The 21342-nt window shown below is 59.5% G+C and carries 23 protein-coding genes and 1 riboswitch; of the genes, 6 read left to right on the forward strand and 17 right to left on the reverse strand.

Annotated elements, in window-relative coordinates; genetic code table 11:
* Positions 1-126: 126 nt before the first annotated feature.
* Both KDN35_RS18775 and larC2 read right to left on the reverse strand, forming a co-directional pair.
* Positions 127-678, reverse strand: a complete 552-nt coding sequence (locus KDN35_RS18775; RefSeq protein ID WP_171566907.1) for a DJ-1/PfpI family protein — start codon at positions 676-678, stop codon at positions 127-129.
* Positions 671-1732 (reverse strand): nickel pincer cofactor biosynthesis protein LarC2, encoded by a 1062-nt coding sequence (gene larC2, locus KDN35_RS18780; protein WP_212133586.1) that lies wholly within the window; start codon positions 1730-1732, stop codon positions 671-673. Before larC2 ends, KDN35_RS18775 begins: the two co-directional genes overlap by 8 nt.
* 162 nt (positions 1733-1894) lie before the next feature.
* Between larC2 and KDN35_RS18785 the strand changes: the two genes are divergently transcribed.
* The gene (locus KDN35_RS18785; protein WP_171566905.1) at positions 1895-2929 is read left to right on the forward strand and encodes a M23 family metallopeptidase; all 1035 of its coding nucleotides are present in this window, start codon (positions 1895-1897) and stop codon (positions 2927-2929) included.
* Between the two features lie 443 nt (positions 2930-3372).
* Positions 3373-4905: an aldehyde dehydrogenase family protein gene (locus KDN35_RS18790; protein WP_212133588.1), complete on the forward strand. Its 1533-nt coding sequence runs from the start codon at positions 3373-3375 to the stop codon at positions 4903-4905.
* Between the two features lie 21 nt (positions 4906-4926).
* Here the strand turns inward: KDN35_RS18790 and ribH are convergent, their stop codons facing one another.
* The 11 genes from ribH to KDN35_RS18845 all read right to left on the reverse strand — a co-directional run bounded on the left by ribH (position 4927) and on the right by KDN35_RS18845 (position 15361).
* Entirely contained in the window at positions 4927-5391 is a 465-nt protein-coding gene (gene ribH / locus KDN35_RS18795; protein ID WP_212133590.1) for a 6,7-dimethyl-8-ribityllumazine synthase, read from the reverse strand.
* 17 nt (positions 5392-5408) lie between these two features.
* Positions 5409-6602, reverse strand: coding sequence for a bifunctional 3,4-dihydroxy-2-butanone-4-phosphate synthase/GTP cyclohydrolase II (locus tag KDN35_RS18800; RefSeq protein WP_171566902.1), 1194 nt, complete (start codon positions 6600-6602; stop codon positions 5409-5411).
* 44 nt (positions 6603-6646) lie between these two features.
* Positions 6647-7306, reverse strand: a complete 660-nt coding sequence (locus tag KDN35_RS18805; RefSeq protein ID WP_171566929.1) for a riboflavin synthase — start codon at positions 7304-7306, stop codon at positions 6647-6649.
* A gap of 23 nt (positions 7307-7329) precedes the next feature.
* Positions 7330-8436, reverse strand: coding sequence for a bifunctional diaminohydroxyphosphoribosylaminopyrimidine deaminase/5-amino-6-(5-phosphoribosylamino)uracil reductase RibD (gene ribD / locus KDN35_RS18810; protein ID WP_212133601.1), 1107 nt, complete (start codon positions 8434-8436; stop codon positions 7330-7332).
* Between the two features lie 121 nt (positions 8437-8557).
* Positions 8558-8707, reverse strand: a riboswitch (FMN riboswitch).
* A gap of 77 nt (positions 8708-8784) precedes the next feature.
* Positions 8785-9507, reverse strand: a complete 723-nt coding sequence (gene yunB, locus KDN35_RS18815) for a sporulation protein YunB (RefSeq protein ID WP_171566900.1) — start codon at positions 9505-9507, stop codon at positions 8785-8787.
* A gap of 160 nt (positions 9508-9667) precedes the next feature.
* Complete coding sequence (locus KDN35_RS18820) at positions 9668-10942, reverse strand: TRAP transporter large permease (RefSeq protein WP_171566899.1); 1275 nt, start codon at positions 10940-10942, stop codon at positions 9668-9670.
* A complete protein-coding gene (locus tag KDN35_RS18825) occupies positions 10942-11448 on the reverse strand; it encodes a TRAP transporter small permease (protein WP_171566898.1) in 507 nt (168 codons plus the stop codon). Before KDN35_RS18825 ends, KDN35_RS18820 begins: the two co-directional genes overlap by 1 nt.
* 35 nt (positions 11449-11483) lie before the next feature.
* A complete protein-coding gene (locus KDN35_RS18830) occupies positions 11484-12545 on the reverse strand; it encodes a TRAP transporter substrate-binding protein (protein ID WP_171566897.1) in 1062 nt (353 codons plus the stop codon).
* Between the two features lie 37 nt (positions 12546-12582).
* Complete coding sequence (locus KDN35_RS18835; protein WP_171566896.1) at positions 12583-13482, reverse strand: hydroxymethylglutaryl-CoA lyase; 900 nt, start codon at positions 13480-13482, stop codon at positions 12583-12585.
* Positions 13479-14681, reverse strand: a complete 1203-nt coding sequence (locus KDN35_RS18840; protein ID WP_171566895.1) for a CaiB/BaiF CoA transferase family protein — start codon at positions 14679-14681, stop codon at positions 13479-13481. The genes KDN35_RS18835 and KDN35_RS18840 overlap by 4 nt, the downstream gene beginning before the upstream one ends.
* A complete protein-coding gene (locus tag KDN35_RS18845) occupies positions 14678-15361 on the reverse strand; it encodes a GntR family transcriptional regulator (protein ID WP_171566894.1) in 684 nt (227 codons plus the stop codon). Before KDN35_RS18845 ends, KDN35_RS18840 begins: the two co-directional genes overlap by 4 nt.
* A 218-nt stretch (positions 15362-15579) precedes the next feature.
* Between KDN35_RS18845 and KDN35_RS18850 the strand changes: the two genes are divergently transcribed.
* Both KDN35_RS18850 and KDN35_RS18855 read left to right on the forward strand, forming a co-directional pair.
* Positions 15580-15969, forward strand: a complete 390-nt coding sequence (locus KDN35_RS18850) for a VOC family protein (protein ID WP_171566893.1) — start codon at positions 15580-15582, stop codon at positions 15967-15969.
* Positions 15970-16005: 36 nt separating this feature from the next.
* Complete coding sequence (locus KDN35_RS18855; protein ID WP_171566892.1) at positions 16006-16503, forward strand: Crp/Fnr family transcriptional regulator; 498 nt, start codon at positions 16006-16008, stop codon at positions 16501-16503.
* A 52-nt stretch (positions 16504-16555) separates the two neighbouring features.
* On the opposite strand, the gene KDN35_RS18860 is transcribed toward KDN35_RS18855, so the two are convergent.
* A complete protein-coding gene (locus KDN35_RS18860; RefSeq protein WP_249179201.1) occupies positions 16556-17800 on the reverse strand; it encodes a globin-coupled sensor protein in 1245 nt (414 codons plus the stop codon).
* Between the two features lie 441 nt (positions 17801-18241).
* Between KDN35_RS18860 and KDN35_RS18865 the strand changes: the two genes are divergently transcribed.
* Together KDN35_RS18865 and corA are read left to right on the forward strand one after the other, a co-directional pair.
* Positions 18242-18466, forward strand: coding sequence for a hypothetical protein (locus KDN35_RS18865; RefSeq protein ID WP_171566890.1), 225 nt, complete (start codon positions 18242-18244; stop codon positions 18464-18466).
* A complete protein-coding gene (gene corA, locus KDN35_RS18870) occupies positions 18423-19358 on the forward strand; it encodes a magnesium/cobalt transporter CorA (RefSeq protein WP_171566889.1) in 936 nt (311 codons plus the stop codon). Before KDN35_RS18865 ends, corA begins: the two co-directional genes overlap by 44 nt.
* Before the next feature lie 19 nt (positions 19359-19377).
* Here the strand turns inward: corA and KDN35_RS18875 are convergent, their stop codons facing one another.
* From KDN35_RS18875 to KDN35_RS18885, 3 genes are all read right to left on the reverse strand, one after another.
* Complete coding sequence (locus KDN35_RS18875; RefSeq protein ID WP_171566888.1) at positions 19378-20472, reverse strand: HD-GYP domain-containing protein; 1095 nt, start codon at positions 20470-20472, stop codon at positions 19378-19380.
* Positions 20473-20661: 189 nt separating this feature from the next.
* Positions 20662-20964 carry a YunC family protein gene (locus KDN35_RS18880; protein ID WP_171566887.1) on the reverse strand — a complete coding sequence of 101 codons (303 nt, stop codon included), beginning with the start codon at positions 20962-20964 and terminating at the stop codon, positions 20662-20664.
* Positions 20965-21045: 81 nt separating this feature from the next.
* On the reverse strand, positions 21046-21285 hold the full coding sequence (locus tag KDN35_RS18885; protein WP_171566886.1) for a DUF6154 family protein: 240 nt from the start codon (positions 21283-21285) through the stop codon (positions 21046-21048).
* Between the last annotated feature and the right edge of the window lie 57 nt (positions 21286-21342).

Below are 21342 nucleotides of genomic sequence, written 5' to 3' on the forward strand. Positions count from 1 at the left end.
TGCCGCCAACTTCTTTGCTGGTCGTCAAGAGAGCGAGCCGGCCCGATCACCCATGTGCCACGGACTTTGTCTACACGCTGAAACAGCCTTGCCCGCTTGTCAGCGGACAAGGCTGTCGTTTTTTCACTAGCGGAGCAGGCGAATAAACTCGCGCATGAACCCTGGCAGATCCGGCCAGGCGTGAGCCGATACCAGATTGCCGTGCACGTGCAGCGTGTCGGTCTTGTAAACGGCGCCGCACGCTTCCACATCGGGACGGCATGCCTGGTAGGCGGTCAATTCCCGGCCGCGCAGGTGTTCCTTGACCAGAGTCAGGACTTGCGAGCCGTGGCAGATTACCGCGACCGGCTTGTTTGCTTCAAAGAAGTGGGCGAGGATCGGCTTTAAGTGTTCGTTCAGCCTGATGTACTCCGGCGCCCGTCCCCCGGGAATGATCAGGCCGTCGTACTCTTCCGCCCTGACGTCGGCAAACGCGACGTGGGAAGACAGCTGGTAGGCGGGTTTTTCCGTGTACGTCTCGCTGTGTGCTTCAAAATCGTGACAGACCGTGTGCAGCGTCTTTTTGGCGGGGGAAGCGATCACCGCTTCAAATCCCTCTTCCAGGCAGCGGTAGTACGGATAAAAGACTTCCAGTGCCTCCACCGCGTCACCGGTGACAATTAACACCTTTTTACTCATCGCACAGCCTCCCTGCGTCTTTCTGAGGAAACTCTTCCTCCCTTTTCCATTTCTCCACGCAGCCTGTTTCCTCCTGCCTGGACTGTGCCTGTGCAGATTCCGCCAGCAGCAGCGCCTGCTGGTACACCTGTTTCAGCGGCACTCCGGCCTGCTTTGCCAACCGGGCGCAGACATCGTATTCCGGCGCCGCCTGCACCCGCTCACCCCGATGGTAGCCCAGCTTGACCGGCACGTCTCCCCACTCGGTGGTCACGGTCACGACACGGCGCGCCAGCCTGTGACAGGAAACGGGGAAATAGCGAACGCCAAAGGTGGTCGTCTCCCGAAACAGGATGGATTTCAGCTCGTTCAGCCGGCTGCCGTAGCACAATGCCTGCAGCAGCACGCCTGGACGGCTCTTTTTCATCGTCGCAGGCAAAAAGTGGACATCGTTGGCTCCCGCTGCCAACAGCCTGTCCAACACATGGGACAGCCACTCGGGACTGCTGTCGTCCAGGTTGGCCTGGAGCAGGTACATTCCTTCGTCAATGTGTTCCTCTTCGTGCTGCCGCCGTTCCTTGACGACAGGCACGTCGCTCCCGTTCCCCCGCGTATCGCTCTCCAGCCGGATCACCGCCACTCCTTCCCCGTACTCCACCTGCGTAATCCGGCCGTCAAGCCGGGCAAGCGGCCGGGCGCCCACTGCCTTGAGCCACAGCATGGCAAGCGGGGAGAACTTTTCTGGCGGCCAGTTCTCTTCGCGGATCATCCAGCCCTCAAGCAGTGTCAACAGCGGAACAGGCAGACCGGCAGGGACGGGCAGGCACTGTATCCCCAGTTGGAGACGATGATCGTTTGCCGGCAGGAGTGTCGTCAGTGTCCGCAGCGCTTTCTCTTCCGCCGCCCAGTCGTCCTCCCGGCAAAACGAGCGGTACAACGCTGCGCGTTGCAGGATGGCCGCCGCGTGTTCGTCTGCGGAGAAACGGTCCGTTCCCCCGGCGGGCATAAGGCGCATCAGCGGTTCGGCCAGTTCGCGCAAAAACAGCGGCCGTTCGCTGCGTATGACCAGTTTCATCATCACCCCTCCTTTTGGCACGATTCCTTTTCTTGCATCATACACCAATCCAGCTTGCAGCGCCTGCCGTTTGCGTATGCCATTTGGCAAAAAGTAATGCGGATAATGCGGCCAGGCTGGCAGAAACTACAACGAGAAACTACCTGGCTGGAGGGAGACAAAATGTTTGTTTTCCGCCTAATCGTTCAGATCAGCTTGTGTTTGACAGTTTCCACCTGTCTGCTGTCTTCCGCTGCAACCGCTGCTTCCTCTGTCTCGTCCGGCACACAGGACGATTCCATCTTCAAGGAGCGGCTGGAGTTGTTCCAGCAGATGGAACTGGTCTACGGTATCCCCTGGCCGTATTTGGCGGCCATTGATCAATACGAACGAAGCATGCAGAGACGGACCAAACAGGATTCCCCTGAAAAGGAGCAGCAGCGGCGCTTGACCGCAATTAACATTCCCCCTGCCCGGTGGTGTGGAGAGCTGAATCCTGAGGATGACGACACGGACCCGGTATCCATCCGCTTTTTTGGCGGAATCGGAGCAGACGGGGACGGGGACGGAAAAGCGGACCGCAACAACGACATGGACGTGCTTGCGGCGATGATCCGCTTCCTCGCCTCGTACGGCTTCCAGCATGACGACTGGCGCATCGGCTTGTGGGCCTATTACAAGTGGGATTGGGCGGTCAAGACCATCACCCAGTTTGCCGCCGTGTACAACAAGTACCAGCGGCTGGATCTGCACGACCACCACTTCCCCATCCCCAAACGGTACAACTACAGCTACCACAGCACATGGGGCGATCCGCGCGGCTGGGGCGGGCGACGCATCCATGAAGGGACGGACATCTTTGCCGGATACGGGACACCCGTGCTTAGCACAGGGTACGGCGTAATCGAAGTGGTCGGCTGGAACCGGTACGGCGGGTGGCGCATCGGCATGCGCGACATGAACAACATCTATCACTACTTTGCCCACCTTTCCTCGTTCCGAAAGGGGCTGAAGCCGGGAGACATCGTCGAACCGGGAGAAGTGCTGGGCTACGTCGGCAGTTCCGGCTACGGCAAACCGGGTACATCCGGCAAGTTTCCCCCCCACCTGCACTACGGCATGTACCGGGACAGAGGCTACAGCGAATGGGCGTTTGACCCGTATCCCTATCTGAAACGCTGGGAGCGGCAAATGTACAGCAAAAAGAAGAAGCGGTGAGCAGCCGCTTCTTCTCAGACTGAAGACAAACGGTTCATTGAGTTAGCGGCCACAAAAATGATTCCCAGGCCGAAAGGCCAGCCTATTCATCAACCGAAGCGAAAAGACAATGGGCATCGCATGGCGGGATGGGCCAAGCGAGCTCCTTTGACGACCGACTCAGCGGAAAAACGAAGACGCGGGGACCAACAGGGGACACAAGTCTCACTTCCTCGAAATACCCAGATGTTTGTCCCCTGCCCGCGTCTCGTTTTGGAGCGGACATCATTCGCTTCTGTGCTGGGCGTCAAGCGAGCAAGCGGGCCCGATCTCCCATGCGCCGCAGACTTTGTCTACACGCTGAGAAGAAGCGGTGAGCAGCCGCTTCTTTTTTTGACAGCCCTTTCCTGTCCTACATACAATGGAAACAGAAAAAACTGGACAACCGTAAGAGGTGATACGCCATGGGCGTTCTCACGATGCAAAATCCGGCCACCGGCGAAATCCTCGGCGAATTGGCGGAAGCGACGCCAGACGAGGTGCGCCTGGCGATGGAGCGAGCCAGGCAAGCGTTTCCCGGTTGGTCAGCGCTGCCGCTTCCGGAGCGGCTCCACTACCTGACTCGACTGCGCCACTGCCTGGCGGAGCAGGCAGAAACGCTGGCGGGAAAAATCAGCGCTGACACCGGAAAACCTACGCTGGAAGCGCTCATGACGGAAATCTTTATCACGGCCGACACGATCCGTTTCTACGAAAAGCACGCGAAGCGCATGCTGTCCCCCAGACGGGTGCCCACGCCGCTGGTGCTGTGGCCGAAACGGTCGTCCATCCACTACAAACCGCTGGGCGTGGTCGCCGTCATTTCGCCGTGGAATTACCCGTTCCAGCTTTCTGTCATTCCTGCCCTTTCCGCGCTGGCGGCCGGCAACACGGTCCTCTTGAAGCCGTCGGAAGTCACGCCGTACACCGGCCTGGTCATGGAAGAACTGTTCCGGACCATCGGCTTCCCCGAGGGCGTCATCCAGGTGCTTCACGGCGGCAGGGAGGTGGGGCAGGCGCTGGTTGCTGCCAGGCCGGACAAAATTTTCTTCACCGGCTCGGCGGCGACGGGCCGCGCCATCATGAAGCAGGCCGCGGAATATCTGATCCCGGTAGAGCTGGAACTGGGCGGCAAGGACCCGATGATCGTCTTTGCCGACGCCCATTTGGAGCGGGCCGCCAATGCCGCCGTCTGGGGCGCGTTTACCAACGCGGGACAGGTCTGCATGTCCGTCGAGCGTCTCTACGTCGAGCAAAGCGTATACCCGCAGTTCGTGGAGCTGGTCAAGGCGAAGACGGCAGCGCTGCGCCAAGGTTTTCCCCGACAGGCCGACATCGGCTCGATGACCTTTCCCCGGCAGGCCGAGATTGTCCGGGACCACGTGGCCGACGCCATCGCCAAGGGAGCCGTGGTGGAGATCGGAGGCCGCTTTGACGAAGACGGGATGTTTCTGTCCCCGACCGTCCTGACGGGCGTGACGCACGCGATGAAAATCATGCGTGAGGAGACGTTTGGCCCCGTCCTGCCGATCATGTCCTTTTCCTCCGAGGCTGAAGCGATCCGTCTGGCGAACGACTCGCCGTACGGGCTGAACGCGTCCGTCTGGTCGCAGGACGAAACAAAGGCCAAGCGGGTCGCCCTCCAGCTGGAAACCGGCAACGTCTGCATCAACGACTGCCTGGTCAGCTTCGCCAACCCGCATCTGCCCTTTGGCGGCGTGAAGCAGAGCGGCATTGGCCGCTACCGCGGTCCGGAAGGCTTGCGCGCGTTCACCCACGCCGTCTCCGTCATACACGATCCCGGCAGGCAAAAACGGGAGGTCAACTGGTATCCCTACACCGAGGAGCAGGAGACGATGTTTGTCGGGCTGATCAAAGCCCTGTTCGGCAGGGAACGAAAATGGAACCGCCAGGCCCTTTTGGCAGCCTGGCGGGAGTGGAAGCGTCTGCGGGAATAGCGGACGCCCTTTTTTGCCTTATTAGGCGAACTGACGTTTCAGGTTGGCCATTTCGATGGCAGCCGCAGCCGCTTCCCATCCTTTGTTGCCTGCTTTGGTGCCGGCCCGCTCGATCGCCTGCTCGATCGAGTCTGTTGTCAGCACGCCAAAAATCACGGGAACGCCGGTAGCCAGGGAAATGGACGCCACCCCTTTGGCGCATTCGCTGCACACGTAATCAAAGTGAGGCGTCGCCCCGCGAATCACCGCGCCAAGCGTGACGACGGCGTCGTAGCGGCCGGACTCCGCCATTTTCTTGGCGATCAGCGGAATCTCAAAAGCCCCCGGCACCCAGGCCACGTCGACGTTTGCATCCTCCACGCCGTGCCGCTTCAGCGCGTCCAGCGCGCCGCCGAGCAGTTTGCTGACAATCAATTCGTTAAACCGGGCTGCCACAATGCCTACGCGCAGACCCGTTCCTACCAGATTTCCCTCGAACACTTTCATGGTTGTTCACTCCTTATTCAAAGTTGGAGCAGGTGACCCAGCTTCTCGTGTTTGACGGCCAGGTACCGCTTGTTGTGCGGATGGGCGGGTATCTGTATCGGCACGCGCTCCGCCACTTCCAGTCCGTAGCCGCTGAGGCCGCGGATTTTTCGCGGGTTGTTGGTCAACAGCCGCATGCGTTTCACGCCCAGATCGCGCAGAATTTGCGCCCCGATCCCGTAGTCGCGCAGGTCGGCGGGGAATCCCAGCTTTTCGTTTGCTTCCACGGTGTCGTAGCCGTCCTCCTGCAGCTTGTAGGCGCGCAGCTTGTTGATCAGGCCGATGCCGCGCCCCTCCTGCCGCATGTACAGGAGAACGCCCCGCCCTTCCGCTTCGATCTGCCGCAGGGCGGCGTGCAGTTGCGGGCCGCAATCGCAGCGGTGCGAGCCGAATATATCGCCGGTCAGGCACTCGGAGTGGACCCGCACCAGTACCGGTTCGTCCGGCGTGATCTCGCCCTTGATCACCGCCACGTGTTCTTTGCCGTCCAGTTCGTTGGTGTAGGCGGCGATGCGGAAGTCGCCGTATTCGGTGGGCAGCTTCACCTCGATTTCCCGTTTGACCAGCCGCTCCGTCCGCATCCGGTAGCGGATCAGGTCGGCGATGGTGATCAGTTTGAGATCAAAACGTTCGGCGATCTCGGCCAGTTGGGGCAGGCGGGCCATTGTCCCGTCCTCGTTCATGATTTCGCAGATCACCCCGGCGGGAAATGCACCCGCCAGCCGGGCCAGATCGACGGCTGCCTCGGTGTGGCCGGCCCGGCGCAGAACGCCGCCCGGTTTGGCGATCAGCGGAAAGATATGGCCCGGGCGCCGAAAATCGTCCGCCGTTTTTCGATCGTCCAGCATCGCCAGCACCGTGCGCGAGCGCTCGTGAGCGGAGATGCCCGTATGGGTGCCGGCTTCGTCGATGGAGACGGTAAACGCCGTCCCCTGCCGGTCGGTATTGGCCTCCACCATCGGCTTGAGCTTTAGCCGGGCGGCGTGTTCGTCCGTGATCGGCACGCAGACGAGGCCGCGTCCGTGCGTCACCATGAAATTGATCATCTCCGGCGTGGCCGCTTCCGCCAGGCAGACGAAATCCCCTTCGTTTTCCCGGTCCTCGTCATCCACGACGATCACCGCTTTTCCCCGTTTCAAGTCTTCCAGCGCTTCTTCTATGGCATGGAACATGATCGGTTCCCTCCCTTCTGTTTTGACAGCACCCGTCGATTCCATCAGAGGAACCCGTGCTCTCGCAAAAACTCCGGCGTAAGCCCCGTCCGCCGCTCCTGCTGCGGCTGTTCAGAGCGCCACGCCAGCAGTCGCTCCACGTACTTGCCGATGACGTCCGCTTCGAGGTTGACCGGATCCCTGATCTGCTTGTCCCGCAGATTGGTGTGGACCAAGGTGTGCGGGATGATGGAGACGGAAAAGCTTTCCGCGTCCACATCGACGACCGTCAGGCTGATGCCGTCCAGGCAGATTGAGCCGCGCGGCACCACGTATTTGAGCAGATCCGGCTCCGCTCCGATCCGAAACAGCACCGCGTTGGCATGCGGGTGGCGCGAGAGAATGGTTCCCGTCCCGTCCACGTGGCCGGAGACGATGTGGCCGCCAAAGCGGTCCCCCAGCCTCATCGCCCGCTCCAGGTTGACGATCTGCCCCCGTTTTGCCTGCCGCAAACTGGTTTTGTTCAGGGTCTCCGGCATTACGTCCACACTGAAGTGACGATCGCTATGAGATGTTACGGTCAGGCAGACACCGTTGACGGCAATGCTGTCGCCGATGCGGACACCTTCCAGCACCCGTTCGGCACGGATCACCATGCGGCATGCCTTGCCGTCACCCGTCACGCTCTCCACTACGCCCACTTCTTCTACCAGTCCGGTAAACATGGCGTCGCACTCCTCCTCGTTTCTCACGATTGCGCATCCCAGACGGGGTAACCGGTGATCCGCAGGTCGTGCGGTCCCACCTGCTCCCACTCGACATCGGCCAGCTGCACCGCCTCGTCCATCCGTTCCAGCCCCTGGCCGCCAAACGGAGTGGGGGCGCCGGCGCCGCCGACCAGCTTCATGGAGAGGTAGGCGACGATCTTTTGGACCGCCCGCGCGCCCAGAAACGAACCGTTTACCTCCGCACCGCCTTCTACCAACAGCGAGGTGATGCCGCGCGCTCCCAATTCGTCCAGCACCCTCTCCACCGTGACCAATCCGTCCGGCACGATTACCGTCACGCCGCGCTCCTCCAGCGCCGCCCGCTTCACTGCCGGCGCATCCGCCGAGGTGACAATCCACGTCGGCGCCTTGCCGTCATTCACCACGCGGGCATCCAGCGGTGTGCGCAGCTGCCTGTCCAAAATGACCCGCACCGGCTGACGTCCTGTCACCCTGCCCGACGTCCGGGCGGTCAGCTCGGGGTCGTCGGCGATTACCGTCCCAACCCCGACGAGAATCGCGTCGGTTTGCCGGCGCAGTTCGTGCACCTGCCCGCGCGCTTCCTCTCCCGTGATCCAGCGGCTGTGCCCCGTCACGGTGGCGATTTTGCCGTCCAAAGTGCTCGCCGTCTTCACGGTGACGAACGGTCGCCGGGTGGTGATGTAGTGGAAAAAGACTTCGTTGAGCCGCCGCGCCTCCGTCTCCCCAATGCCGACGGTGACCTCTACGCCAGCATCGATCAGGCGGGACACCCCCTGCCCCGCCACCTGTGGATTGGGGTCCAGCACGGCCACCACCACACGGCTGATCCCCGCCTGGATGACTGCATCGGCGCAGGGAGGCGTACGTCCGTAATGGCTGCACGGCTCCAGCGTGACGTACAAGGTGGCTCCTCTTGCCCGTTCGCCGGCCATCCGCAGCGCGTGCACCTCCGCATGCGGCTCGCCCGCTTTCAGGTGGGCGCCCATGCCGACGACCTCGCCGTCTTTTACCACCACGGCCCCCACCAGCGGATTGGGGCTGGTCTGTCCCGCGGCGGAACGCGCCAGCTGCAGCGCCAGTGCCATGAATCGTGTGTCGTGTTCCATCGTGCGCTCCTTTCCCGCTTCGTTTTCGCCCCAACAAAAAATGCCCTGATGTCGGATCAGGGCATAGGGGAATAAGCCTGTTGCTGTCCGTTTTTTCAACAAACGGATGCACAGGCTCACCAAATACCTTCTCCCATCCGGACTGTACCGTCGGCCTTGGAATTTCACCAAGTCAGTCGCTGTCGGCCTAAAGCCAAAAGCGAGTCGCGGGCTGAGACGTGCGTTCGTCATCACCGCCGGTCGGGAATTTCACCCTGCCCTGAAGGTTGGTATTCAGTTATGGGCATTATACCACATATTCAGACGGGTCCAACACTTTTTTCGGTAATTGACTCGTCGTGCTTCTCCTTACGGCATGTCGTCCGGCTGATCATCCGGTCTTGGCACGTCCGGTTTTCCGTCAGGATTGTTGTACAGGTACTGCGGCACGTCGCCGATGACGAGCGAGTGAGTAATCGGAATTTTGGTGGTCACCGTCTTCTGGTCGGTGGCAAACGGGATGACGATCCGTAAATCGACTTCGACGTAGATGTACACCGTGACCAGGACCATGTTGATCCCCGCTTCTTTCATCTCCGTATTAAGGCGCGTCTTTACCGCTCCGATCGGCACAAAAGTGACGGGAAGTTCCGGCCCCATCTGCGCCAGGAAGCTGTTGCCCGTCGCCAATCCGAGGGGGATGTACCGATCCACTTTTTCGTCTTCCAATTCCCTCAATCGCTGCTGTACGCGGGACGTGGTTTCCCCCACAATCCGCGAATACTCCTTGAAATTGAACTGGTACGCCTGAATTTTTCCCTCGTTGTCCTTTTCAATCTTGACGATCTGGTTGAAGTCTACACCCTGCTGCGTGATCCGCTTCGTCACCGCGTCGGTGATGGCCTGTTTGGCCAACTGCTCCGCCTTTTGTGACGCCAGGATCAGCAGCGTCGGCTTCAGACGTTTCTCGACAAACACCAGAAACTGGATCATCAACACGAAAAATATGACCAGCGCGATAAAAAAAGCTTTCGTGCGCGAAAGCGGATTTCTCCATCGCCGACGGGGTCGAAACAGCGCCACGCCCGTCACCTCCCAGTTGGTACATCCTATGCGGGAGGGGGGCAAATGAGAAGCCGAACCTGCCTTAGGCGGTTCGGCTCGGCTGCTCGATGCTGCTTTTCGCTGCTGCCGTCTGCACGTGACAACCGACTCCCTCGGCCTCAAGAAAGGGGCAGAGGAGGTACAAGCGTTATTTCACGTGGCCAATCAGTCCTGTCGCTAGCTCCGGGAAAAACGCCAACAACGCGATGAACGCCAGCATGATCACGGCGTACGGGGCCGCGCCGCGCACAATCAGGGCGATCGGCGTGGACGGGTCGATGCCCTTGAGCACAAACAGGTTCAGTCCCACGGGCGGCGTAATCAGGGCCAGCTCCATGTTGACCACCATGATGATGGCAAACCAGATGGGGTCAAAGCCCAGAGACGTGATGATCGGATACAAAATGGGCAGAGTGATGACCAGGATGGAGACCGTCTCCAGGAAGCATCCGAGCACGAGCAGGAGCAGGTTGATCAGGATGAACACGACCCACTTCGAGACCGGCAGGCTGGTGGCCATCTCCGTCATCGCCTGCGGAATCTGCAGGGAGGTGAGAATGAAGCCGAACAGCATCGCCCCGACGATGATGAACAGGATCATCGCGTTGGTTGCGACGGTTGACAGCAGGATGTTTTTGATGTTGGCCCAGGTGAGGCTGCGGTAGACGATCCCCGCCACCAGCAGGCTGAATACTACGCCGACGGCAGCCGCCTCGGTGGGGGTGAACACCCCGGTGTAGATGCCGCCGATGATCAAAACAGGCATCAAGAGACCCCAGACTGCTTTGCGCGTCCCCTGCCAACGCTCCTGCCAGCTGGCCGGCGCGTCTTTGATATGGCGCATGCTCCACGACGCGTACACCATAAAAATCACCAGCAGCACAATACCCGGCACGACTCCGGCGATAAACAGCTTGCCGACCGATTCGCCGGTGACCGAGCCGTAGATGATCATTGGGACGCTGGGCGGGATCAGGATGCCCAAGGTACCGCCCGCCGCCAACAGACCCAACACCGTTTTTTTGTCATAACCCCGTGTGGTCATTTCGGGTATTGCCACCGTGCCGATCGTCACTGCCGTCGCCACGCTGGAACCGGAGATGGCGGAAAAGATACCGCAGCACAACAGTGTGGCCAGCCCGAGGCCGCCCGGCAGATGACGCAACCAGCGGCTGGCCATTTCGTACAGCTCCCTGCCTACGCCGCTGTAGAGCAGAATCTGACTCATCAGCACGTACATCGGCAGTGCACTGATGGTAAAGTCATCCAGCGATTTGTATGCGATGATGGGAATCTGGTGCAGCCCCAGCACGCCGCCATTGAACCAGTACAGGCCGACTGCTGCCAACAGCGAGAGGGCAAAGGCCACCGGCACACCGATCAAGAGCAGTGCGGCCATGCCGCCTGTAAAAAACAGGCCCATTACGCCTCGCCCCCTTTCCCGCCGCGTATGCAGTCCACCGCCTGCAGCAGAAAGGCGAGACTCAGCAGCGTGCCGCCAATCGGCAGCAACATTTCAGGAATGTACATGGGTATCTGCAAGAGCGAGGTGGAGGTAAAACCGAGCTCCATCGACCGCTTGACGTGTTCCCAGCTGAAGATGGCAAACAGCAGGCTGAACGCGAGCCCCAGCAGGGCGGAAACGATCAGCAGCCAGCGCCGCGCGGCGGCCGGCACGTTGTGCAGGAGCAAATCCACCTTGATGTGGGCGTCTACCCGGACCGCGTACGCCGCCCCGATGAAACAACTGCCGATGATCGCGTAAACGGACAGCTCGGTGGCCCAGGCAGTTGGGGCGTCAAAGAGCGAACGGGAGACAATCTCGTAAAAAATCATGCCCGTCGTCACCACGATCAGGATCCCCGCCGCAATTCCCCCCCACAGGATCAAGCGGTCCAGCCAGCGGTACAGGTAAGAAAACCATTTCATTCAGCGTCCTCCCTTTCTCGCATTCTGCCGCACGGTTACTTGATGTTCTGCACGTCGTCCAGCAGCTCTTTGCCCAAGTCCCCGGCGGTTTTCAGGTACTCGTCCCAGGCGGGCTTGGCCGCTTCCTTCCACTGCGGCAGGTCGCTCTCCGGCACCACGTACACGTCCATGCCTCTTTGTTTCAACTGCTCGGTCGTCTGTTTGTCCTCTTCTTCTGCCTGTTTGCGGATCCACTCTTCCGTCTCCCTGGCCGTCTCGGTCAACAGTTCCTGCGTTTTGGGCGGCAGCGCGTCCCAGTACTGCTTGTTCACTGCGAGCAGGAATTCCAGGTAGGCGTAGTTGACGACGGTCAAATAGCGTGACACCTCGTCGTACTTGCGTTGCACCATCGCTGTCGTGCCGGAGGTGGCGCCGTCGATCGTCTTGCGCTGCAGCGCCATGTACACTTCACCTGCGCCCATAAAGACAGGGGCCGCGCCGTACGCCTGGATCATCACCGACGGGATGTGACCGATGCTGCGAATTTTCAGTCCGTGAAAGTCTTCCGGCTTGGTCAGCGGGCGGACGCTGTTGGCGAATTGGGCATAGCCATAGTCGGCGTACATCAGCACTTTGGCCCCCTTCTTCTCCATCTCCGCATTCAGCTTTTGTCCGACAGGTCCGGCCAGGGCCTTGCCCGCCAGCTCGTAGGTGGGAAACGCGAACGGCACGTCAAAAATACCCATCGCCGGCACCACCGACGACCACAGCGTGGACGAGTTGACCCCCATCTCGACGCCGCCCGTCAGGATCGCCTGGTTCATTTCCTTGTCGCTCAGCAGTTGCCCGGCCGGATACACCTGGATTTTCACCTTGCCGCCGGAGCGCTCCGTCACTTTTTTTGCGAACTCTTCCACCCCGCGCGCGATGTGATGGTCCTGCGGCAGGTTGTAGGCGAGACGGATGGTCGCCTCCTGGTAGCCGTCAGCGGATGCCACCTGCCCGCCTGACGTGCCGTCAGCCGCAGTGCCCCCTGGTGCCGCCGCTCCGCCGCAGCCGGCCAGCAGACTGCCCAGTAGTCCGATCGTCGTCCATATGCTGATCCAACTTTTTTTCATTGTGGTTTTCCTCCCTTGGTCATCAGTGAATCGTTAATCATTGGCGGTTTTTCGATTCAACCAGCCGGATGCGGCCAAGCGGCTTGCGCTTGGAAAGGCTGACGGCATAATCGGCAGCGTCCAGCAGCTTGGAAAAATCTACTCCGGTACGTACCTTCATCCGTTCAAACATGTACACGACATCCTCCGTCGCCGCGTTGCCGGCAGCGCCCGGCGCAAACGGACAGCCGCCCAGTCCGCCGACCGCTGTCTCGAAGCTGCGGATTCCCGCCGTGTAAGCGGCGTACGTGTTTGCCAGCGCCAAGCCGCGGGTGTCGTGCAGATGCAGCGCGATTCGCTCCGTCCCTACGGCGTCGATCAGCCGTCTGGACAGCGCGTACACTTCGTCCGGAACCGCGATGCCGATCGTGTCGGCGACGCCGATCTCATCCGCACCAGCGGCAATCGCCTGCTCGGCCAACTGGAGCACGACGTCCGGATCTACCCTTCCAGAGAACGGACACCCGAAACTGGTGGCGATGGAAAAACGGATCCGCTGCCCCGCCTGCCGGACCAGCGGAACAAGCTCGCGGAAGGCATCCAGATTTTCCTCAATCGTCTGGTTGATGTTGTGCCGGTTGAACGCCGGACTGGCGGAGGTGACCCAGTTGATTTCGTCCAGCCGGCACGCTGCCGCCCGTTCAAATCCCCTCCGATTGGGAATGAGCGCGGCAAACGAGACCCCGGACACCCGGGGGAGCCCGTCCATCACCGCTTCAGCATCGGCCATCTGGGGCACGCGCTGCGGATGGACAAACGACACCGCCTCGATCCGGCGCAGGCCCGCATTGACAAGCATGCCGATCAGACGCAGCTTTTTCTCAGTCGGGATGAAGCACGGTTCGTTTTGCAAGCCGTCACGCGGCCCCACTTCGATGATCGTCACGTCTGTCGTCATATGGCTTTCTTCTCCTTCAGCCGGGCTAGCTCAGCATCATCCAGTCTGAGCAGACCCTTGAGGATTTCCTCGTTGTGCTCCCCCAGCCGCGGCCCCACCCACTCGTGTCCGCCGGGCGTCTCCGACAGCTTGGGGACAACTCCGGGAAACAGCACCGTCTCTCCGTCAGGCAGACGGATTTCCTCCAGCATGTTACGTGCCCGGTAGTGTTCGTCCTCGACAATCTCCACGATGCTGTAGATTGGCCCAACGGGAACAGCCGCCTCGTCCAGACGGCGCTGCACCTCCTGGAGTGGATGCTGCTTTGTCCACTCCTCAATCACCTGATCGATGAATGCTACGTTTTCCGCCCGTCCCTGATTAGTGGCGTATCGGGGGTCTTCCGCCAGGTCGCTGCGGCCGATGGCGTGCATTAGCCGCTTAAAGATGCTGTCCCCATTGGCGCCGATCACGACGTACTTGCCGTCAGCGCACAGGTAGGTGTTGGATGGCGCGATGCCTGGCAGCGAACTGCCTGTCCGCTCCCGCACCACCCCTTTCAGGTCGTATTCAGGCAGCACGCCTTCCAGCAGGCTGAACACGGCTTCGTACAAGGCTACGTCCACCAGTTGTCCTCTTCCTTCCGGCGAGCGGCTGCGGGCGTGAAGCGCCATCAGCGCCCCAATCACCGCGTACAGGCCCGCCGTAAGGTCGCCGATCGCGATGCCCACCCGCACCGGCGGTCGATCGGGAAACCCGGTCAAGTAACGCAGGCCGCCGATTGCTTCCGCCACGCTGCCGAATCCCGGCTTGCTGCTGTAGGGACCGGTCTGCCCGTAACCGGAGATGCGGACCATGATCAGCCCGGGGTTGATTCCGCTCAGCACCTCGTAACCAAGCCCCCATTTCTCCAGCGTCCCGGGCCGAAAATTTTCGATGACGATGTCCACCTCACGGGCCAGCGAGCGGATGATCTCCTGCCCTTCTTCCTTGCGCATGTCAACGGTTATCGATTTTTTGTTGCGTGCCTGGACATACCACCAGACGGACGTGTCGTGGTGCATTGTCCGCCAGTTGCGCAGCGGGTCACCCTTCTCTGGGGGCTCCACCTTGATCACCTCTGCTCCGAACTCGGCAAAAATCTTGCCGGCGAACGGCGCGGCCACCAGTGTGCCCAGTTCCAGCACGCGCACACCCTGCAGCGGTTTTCGTGCGTTCATCGGTCCCCTCCTTGTCGTATTGTTCTGCGTTTGGTTTCCATGCACAGGCGAAAATCGCGGGTAATGTGCTCAGCCATTCGCGCTGCAGCCGCGTCTGCGTCGCGCCTGCGAATGGCGTCGAGGATCGCCCCGTGCTCGGCAATGACGGTCTCCGGCCGATGCGGGTGCACCTGCAAGATGGCGTTGCGGTAGAACGAAATCAGCACCTTCAGATCGTTCATGATCTTGGCCATGTATGGGTTTTTGCTCGCTTCCGCGATGCGTTGGTGAAAAGCGAAATGGAGCTCGTGCGTTCTGCGGGCGTCGCTGTCACGGGCAATGTCCGCCATTTGTGCCAACAGTTCCTGCAGGTCGGCCAATTCCTCTTCTGTCCGGCGCTCGGCGGCAAAACGGGCGGCCGCCGGTTCCAGATGGAGACGGCACTCGAACAGCGAGGTAAAATCTTCGAACGTCGGCTCGTAGACCGTGACCCCTCCCTGTGCCTGCACCACCACCAGACCGTCCTTTTCCAGCCGGCGGATCGCTTCGCGTATCGGGCTGCGGCTCACGCCCGTCTCTTCACACAAGCGCTCCTCGATCAACCGCTGCCCCGGTGCAAGCCCGCCAAACAGTATCTGTTCCCGCAAATATTCGTACACTTGTTCCTGAAGCGTCTCGCTGCGCTTAATAATCCTGGGCATGATCCTCAAACCCTTCCCCTGTCATGAATACTGTATGCTGTATACAAATCGTTTTCCAAATAGTAATTTAATTCCGAAAAGAATGTCAATTATTTCTGGTTGAAATATGTCCGACTAGAAAATAGCGCCTGCGTGCGCCGCCCAAAACCGCGTACAGACTTTTTGGGAAAAATCGTCTACAATGAGGGAAACGACTGGAAAAAAGGGGAGAGATGAACATGGCAGTGAAAAAGATCGAACACGTCGGCCTGATGGTCAAGGATCTGGAGCGGTCGATCGCCTTTTACCGGGATGTCGTGGGCTTGGAATGCCGCGGTACGCTGGTCCACACCAACCCCGGGATCACGCTGGCGTTTCTGGGGTTCCCCGGCACCACGGAGACGGAACTGGAACTGATCCACGGCTATAACAGCGAGCTGCCGGTGGAAGGCAAGGTGCACCACCTCGCGTTTACGGTGGACAACCTGGACGAGGAAATCGAGCGGCTGAAACGGTTGGGCGTCACCTTTGTGGACGATGCGCCGACGACGCTGCCCAACGGTTCGCGCTACATCTTTTTCGAGGGGCCGGACGGGGAACGGCTGGAACTCTTTGAATCTACCCGCTGACGGCATAGGCCCGTCACGCGAGACGGAGGGATGCCGATGAGGCTGCACAAAGGGGACGTCCTGTTTCGCCAGGGCGAGCGGGGACCGCTTTTTCGCATCCAGTCGGGCCTGTTGAAGGTAGTAAGGGTGCAGCAGGACGGCTCACCGTTTCTGTTCAACATTCTGCTGCCCGGAGAAATCGTTCCCCATCATTCGCTCCTGTCGGACAAGGAATACCACGGAACCGCAATCGCCCTGATGACCAGCGACGTGGACGTCATCCCTCCGGACGAGTGGTACCGCTCGCTGGAGGAAAACCCGCTGATGTACCGGGACATCGCATTGCAGCTCCAGATGAAGCTGCGGCTCACCCAGCAGCGCATGGACCAATTAACCGCTTCCTCTCCGGCGGACAAGCTGGCTCTGTTGACCGATTGGTTTCGCACGTACGTGGGCGATTACGCCTTGACCGAGCTGCTCACCCAGGAAGAGATCGGCCAGTTGGTCGGGCTGCGGCGGGAGACGGTGAACCGGCTGCTGCGTAAAAACACGTAGGCACACCATGGAACAGCACCATAGTGTGCCTGTTTGTCGTTACAGGCTATCGTTACAGGTCTTCCGTGATCGCGGACAGCTGGTCGGCGGAGACGGCCACCTGCGATACCGATTTATTGATGTCTTCCATCACCTTGAAGAAGCGTTCCAGTTCCTGCTGGATGTGCGTACTCTGCTCTTTGCTCTCGGTCACCGCCTGCAGGATTTCCGCGAAAAAGGCGGTAGTCTCGGCAGTCATCGCGGTGCTGGACGCCACCATCTGCTCCACTTCCTTGACCACTGCGGACATGCTGACCGTCTGGGCGCTGGTCTTTTCGATCAGTTCCGTCACGCCGGAGACGGACTGTTTCGTCTGTTCCGCCAATTTGCGCACTTCGTCGGCCACGACGGCAAACCCGCGCCCTTGTTCTCCGGCACGAGCCGCTTCGATCGCGGCGTTGAGCGCCAGCAGGTTGGTCTGTTCGGCAATGGCGGTCACCACGTCGACGATGCCGCGAATTTTTTCGGCAATCTCCTCCAGTGTGCCCATTTCCGCAGCGATCTGCTGGGCGCTTTGCTGGATCAACTCCATCTGCTTCTGCTGGGTCTCCAGCTTTTCCCTGCCTTCCTGGGACAACTGCTGGGCGCGCAGGGAATGGCTCGTGCCGCTCTCTGCAAAGCGGAGCACGTCCCGTGATTGTTCCGTCAGCTGCTGCACCGACGTGTTGGTCTGCTCCGAAATGGCTGCCAGCTCGTGGGCGGACTGGGCCAGGACCTGACGAAGCTGCTCGTTTTTCCGCTGCGTTTCCTGCCGCATCCGCTCGTGCTCATTTTCGTACTCTTCCAGCACGAGCTGTTGTTCGATATTGAGGAGTTTCGTCACCACGGTCACGGCCCGGACAAAATCCTGCTTGTCCGCAATTGCATCGTCCATAATCTCGATCAGCGATGCCAGCAGATTCTGAAACGAGCCAATGTACCATTTCGGTTCCAGCCCGATGTTCACGTGAACGATGGCGATCCGTCTGCGCTGCTCGATATAGGCGGCGTCGATCCGGCCGTTGAACATCTCCTGAATGTGCCGTCTCAGCGTCTGTTTGAGCCGTTCGATCGAGCTTTTATTCTCGATGATGGACATCAATTTCGGCTCTTGCTCCAGCTTGTCATAAAAGCTGTCAACGATGTTGTCGATGTGTTGGGCAATCAAGGGCTGAAGCGCTTTGACCACGGCCAGATCCTCTTCGGTCAAATAAATCATCGACAATTGTCTGGCCAGCTCGGACTGCGGATCGATGAGGATTTCTCCTTTATCCCGCATGTCCCGAAAAAAAGATTCGTCTTTGCGGCCGCTCTTTCGGCCGAACCAATTCGAAAATGGGCTTTTGCTCATTCTTTGCTCTCCTTTTTTTCCAGTAATTTTCACCATAACCCCCATTTGGCACCATCATCTACATACTTATACCCCGATCATGCTGCCTTCCAAACCCGTGCGTCTTCGCTGCAGCAAAAAAATGTCAGTCCGTTGTTTCATAATCGTTTGAAATAATCGTTTGAAAACCATTTTGTTTGGCGTATTCGCATCGGATCAAGTCCAGTCAATACGCGACGAATAGGCATTCCCCAAGGAAACAAATAGCGGAAAGTGAGGCACACTACAGGAAGGAAACCGGGCTGTCCGTCAACACGAAAACGGCAAGCGGACGGGCGTGACGTCATACCCTTGATGGTGACACCGATCGGAAAAAGGAGGCGGTATCCCATGAAGACGTCCGACCCGGACCAGGTCGTCCGCAGCGCTCCAAGCAGAGAGGCGCTGCGGACGGCGTACGAGCTGATCCTGACGCGCATCTGGCCGCGCATGGCTGCCCGTCAGTCTCCGAGCGACGGCGCGTCCTCAAACGCACCCCCTCCCTCATCATCCATCGGCAGGAGCATGGTTCATGAAGATTCGACTGATACAGAACGGACTGATCACCCAGATTGACGACCTCGACGAGACACGCACACCGCCCGCCGTCGGCTTTTACTGGATCGACGCCACCCTGTTTGACCTTGATGTGCTGCAGCCGCTGTTCGGGCTGCACGACCTGGCGATCGACGACTGTCTGGATGAGGAGGAGCAGCGACCCAAGCTGGAGATTTACCACGATCACTATTTCATCGTCATTAACAATGCGGAATTCCGCGACCAGGATATCTTTTTGCGAGAGGTCAACATTTTTTTGGGCAGCCACTACATCATCACTGTCAGCAAGCATCCCCACGAAATCTACTCACGTCTGCTGCAAATCGTCAGGGAGGAAGAGCTGAACCGGCCGGACGCGTTTCTCTACCATCTGGTGGACCAGATCGTGGACCGGTATTTTGAGGTGGTCGAACATATCGAGGAACTGATCGAAAAACTGGAGGAAGACATCCTGCTCAACGTGCACAAGACACAGTTGAACCAGATCGTCGGCCTGCGGAGTGAAGTGCTGTACGCGCGCAAGATGCTCCTGCCGCAGCGCGATCTGATCGATGCGCTGCATACAAAAGAACTTCCGCTGATCGAACCCCGTCTGCGGAAGTACTTCGGCGATATATTGGAAAACGCGGTCAAGATCGTGGAAAGCTTCGATACGTTTCGCGACCTGATCAGCAACCTGCGGGAAGCGTACCACTCCGCCGTGGCCGGGCGGACGAACGACATCATGCGCATTTTTACCGCCCTGACCACGATTTTCATGCCGCTGACCATCGTGACCGGCATCTACGGGATGAACTTCGAATACATGCCGGAGTTAAAATCCCCATTTGGCTACTACCTCGTCCTCGCGTTCATGGCCGCGCTCGGCTTGACGATGTTCTGGATTTTCAAGCGAAAAAAGTGGCTTTGAAGGGACTCCCCGCGCAGCTTCATACCAGGCCGTCGCAGGCGACGATCATCAGTTGCAGCCGCTTGGACAGGTCGTATTCGTACGGCGACGCCACCGGCTCGCCTTTTTCGTCGTAGAGGATGCGGACGATGGGCCTGCTGGGCATGCCCTTGTTGGAATCGACGACCACGCCCGACTCGCCCGTATTGAGCGTCACCGACAAGCCCAGCGGGTAGAGGGAAATGGTGTCCCGCATGCATTCCACAAACGGCTTGGCAAACAACGTTTCCGTCCCGGCAAACAGCTTCTCCATCGCTTCGTGGGGCAGAAGCGACGGTCGGTAGATGCGGTGTGTAGTCAGCGCGTCAAACACGTCGCAAACGGCCACCAACTGGGCGTACGGATGAATCTCCCCGCCCTTCAAGCGGCGCGGATAGCCTGTCCCGTTCAGCCGTTCGTGGTGCTGGTACGCGCAGTGGGCAGACAGCAGCGGAATGTCTTCCTGCCGGCGCAGCAGTTCAAACCCGTACTCGGCGTGCTTTTTCATCACTTCATACTCTTCCGGGGTGAGGCGGTTCGGCTTTTTCAAGATTTCGTCGGGAATGGCCATCTTGCCGATGTCGTGCATCATGGCACCGATGCCGATCTCCAGCACCTCTCGTTCTGAAAAACCGGATTTGATTGCCAGCGCAGTGGCGTACAGCGTGACGTTGAAGGAGTGGGAGAAAATGTAGTGATCAGAGGCGCAGACATCCGCCAGCAGGTTCATCGCCGAACGGCAGGCTCTCAACTCGTCCGACACCCGGGACAACACCTGCCGCAGTTGACGGCCCAACTGCTTGTCCGAAAACACCTGCTGCCATTTGTGCGGAAACTCATGCACCGAGCGAAACGCGGTCTGGATGACGCTCATTGCTTCCCGCCGTGTCTGCTCCGACACAGGCGTTTCCAACACGATGTCGTCCGTGCGCTTGTCCTGTATATACAGCGTGGCGATGTTCATCTGTTTCAGCCTGTCCAGCATGCGCTGCGTCAATTCGACACCGGCGCCCACCAGAACGGTTCCGTTTTCCGCGTAAATGGGACGGGCCAGCGTGTCGCCCGGCCGAATCTTGTGGATCGAGGTCAATCTCATGTCCATTCTTCGCCTTTCGTCGTAGTACCCCTATTATAACGTGATTCGATCGGCTTCTACATGTTTTTCTCAACAAGGCCGCTCCTGTCGAAAAGAGGCACCTGTTTGCAAATGCAAAAAAATCGCCTCCGTCTCTGCCGACAAAGGCGACTTTTTTCCGCATTTCGCAAGGCTTCACATCCGGACAGGCTAAAACATTTTGCGGACGGCATCGCGACCGATCATGCCGGGGGTGATTCCCAGGCGCTCCGCCGTCACTGTCACCGATTCCAAGGGAGCGTCCAGCAGTTCCTCAATCGTTTTGACCCCCACAGCGCGGCCGGCAACGATCTCCCGGCTGGCCAGTCGTTCGTTCAACAAGCCGACATCCAGCGCGCCACACATGATGTACCCTTTGTCCGTGGTGACGGCAAGCAGTGTGGTTTTGGGCAAGCGCACGGTCACGGCGATGGCCGTTCCCTCTTCAAAACGGACGGGTGCGACCTCGATCATCGCAGATTCCTCCTTTGTCTCCAACTGTCGGTGCGCTTCCATCCTATGACATCCAGCCAGAAAGGGTGTTATCGCGAAAGCTCAATGCACCTGCGGGGAGGGAGACAGCTCGTCTTCCATCGCCACCTTTCGCTTCATCACTTCGATCATGTAGGTGGCCAGCATCTGAAACAGCTCTTCTTCCTCCATGTCCGACACCAGACGGAGCAAATCCTCCCGGGACTGTTCCGCCAAGATGCCGACGACGATGGCGACGATGTCCTCCTCGCTGCCGTTGAAGTGGCCTTTGTACAAATTGTACACTTCGTCGATAAACCGCATGATTCGCTCCTCCTTTCCCCTGTAGCATGCCCCATTCGCCGGGCAGGTGTTCAGGAA

The organism is Brevibacillus sp. NL20B1 (assembly GCF_018195675.1).
GTDB lineage: Bacteria > Bacillota > Bacilli > Brevibacillales > Brevibacillaceae > Brevibacillus > Brevibacillus aydinogluensis.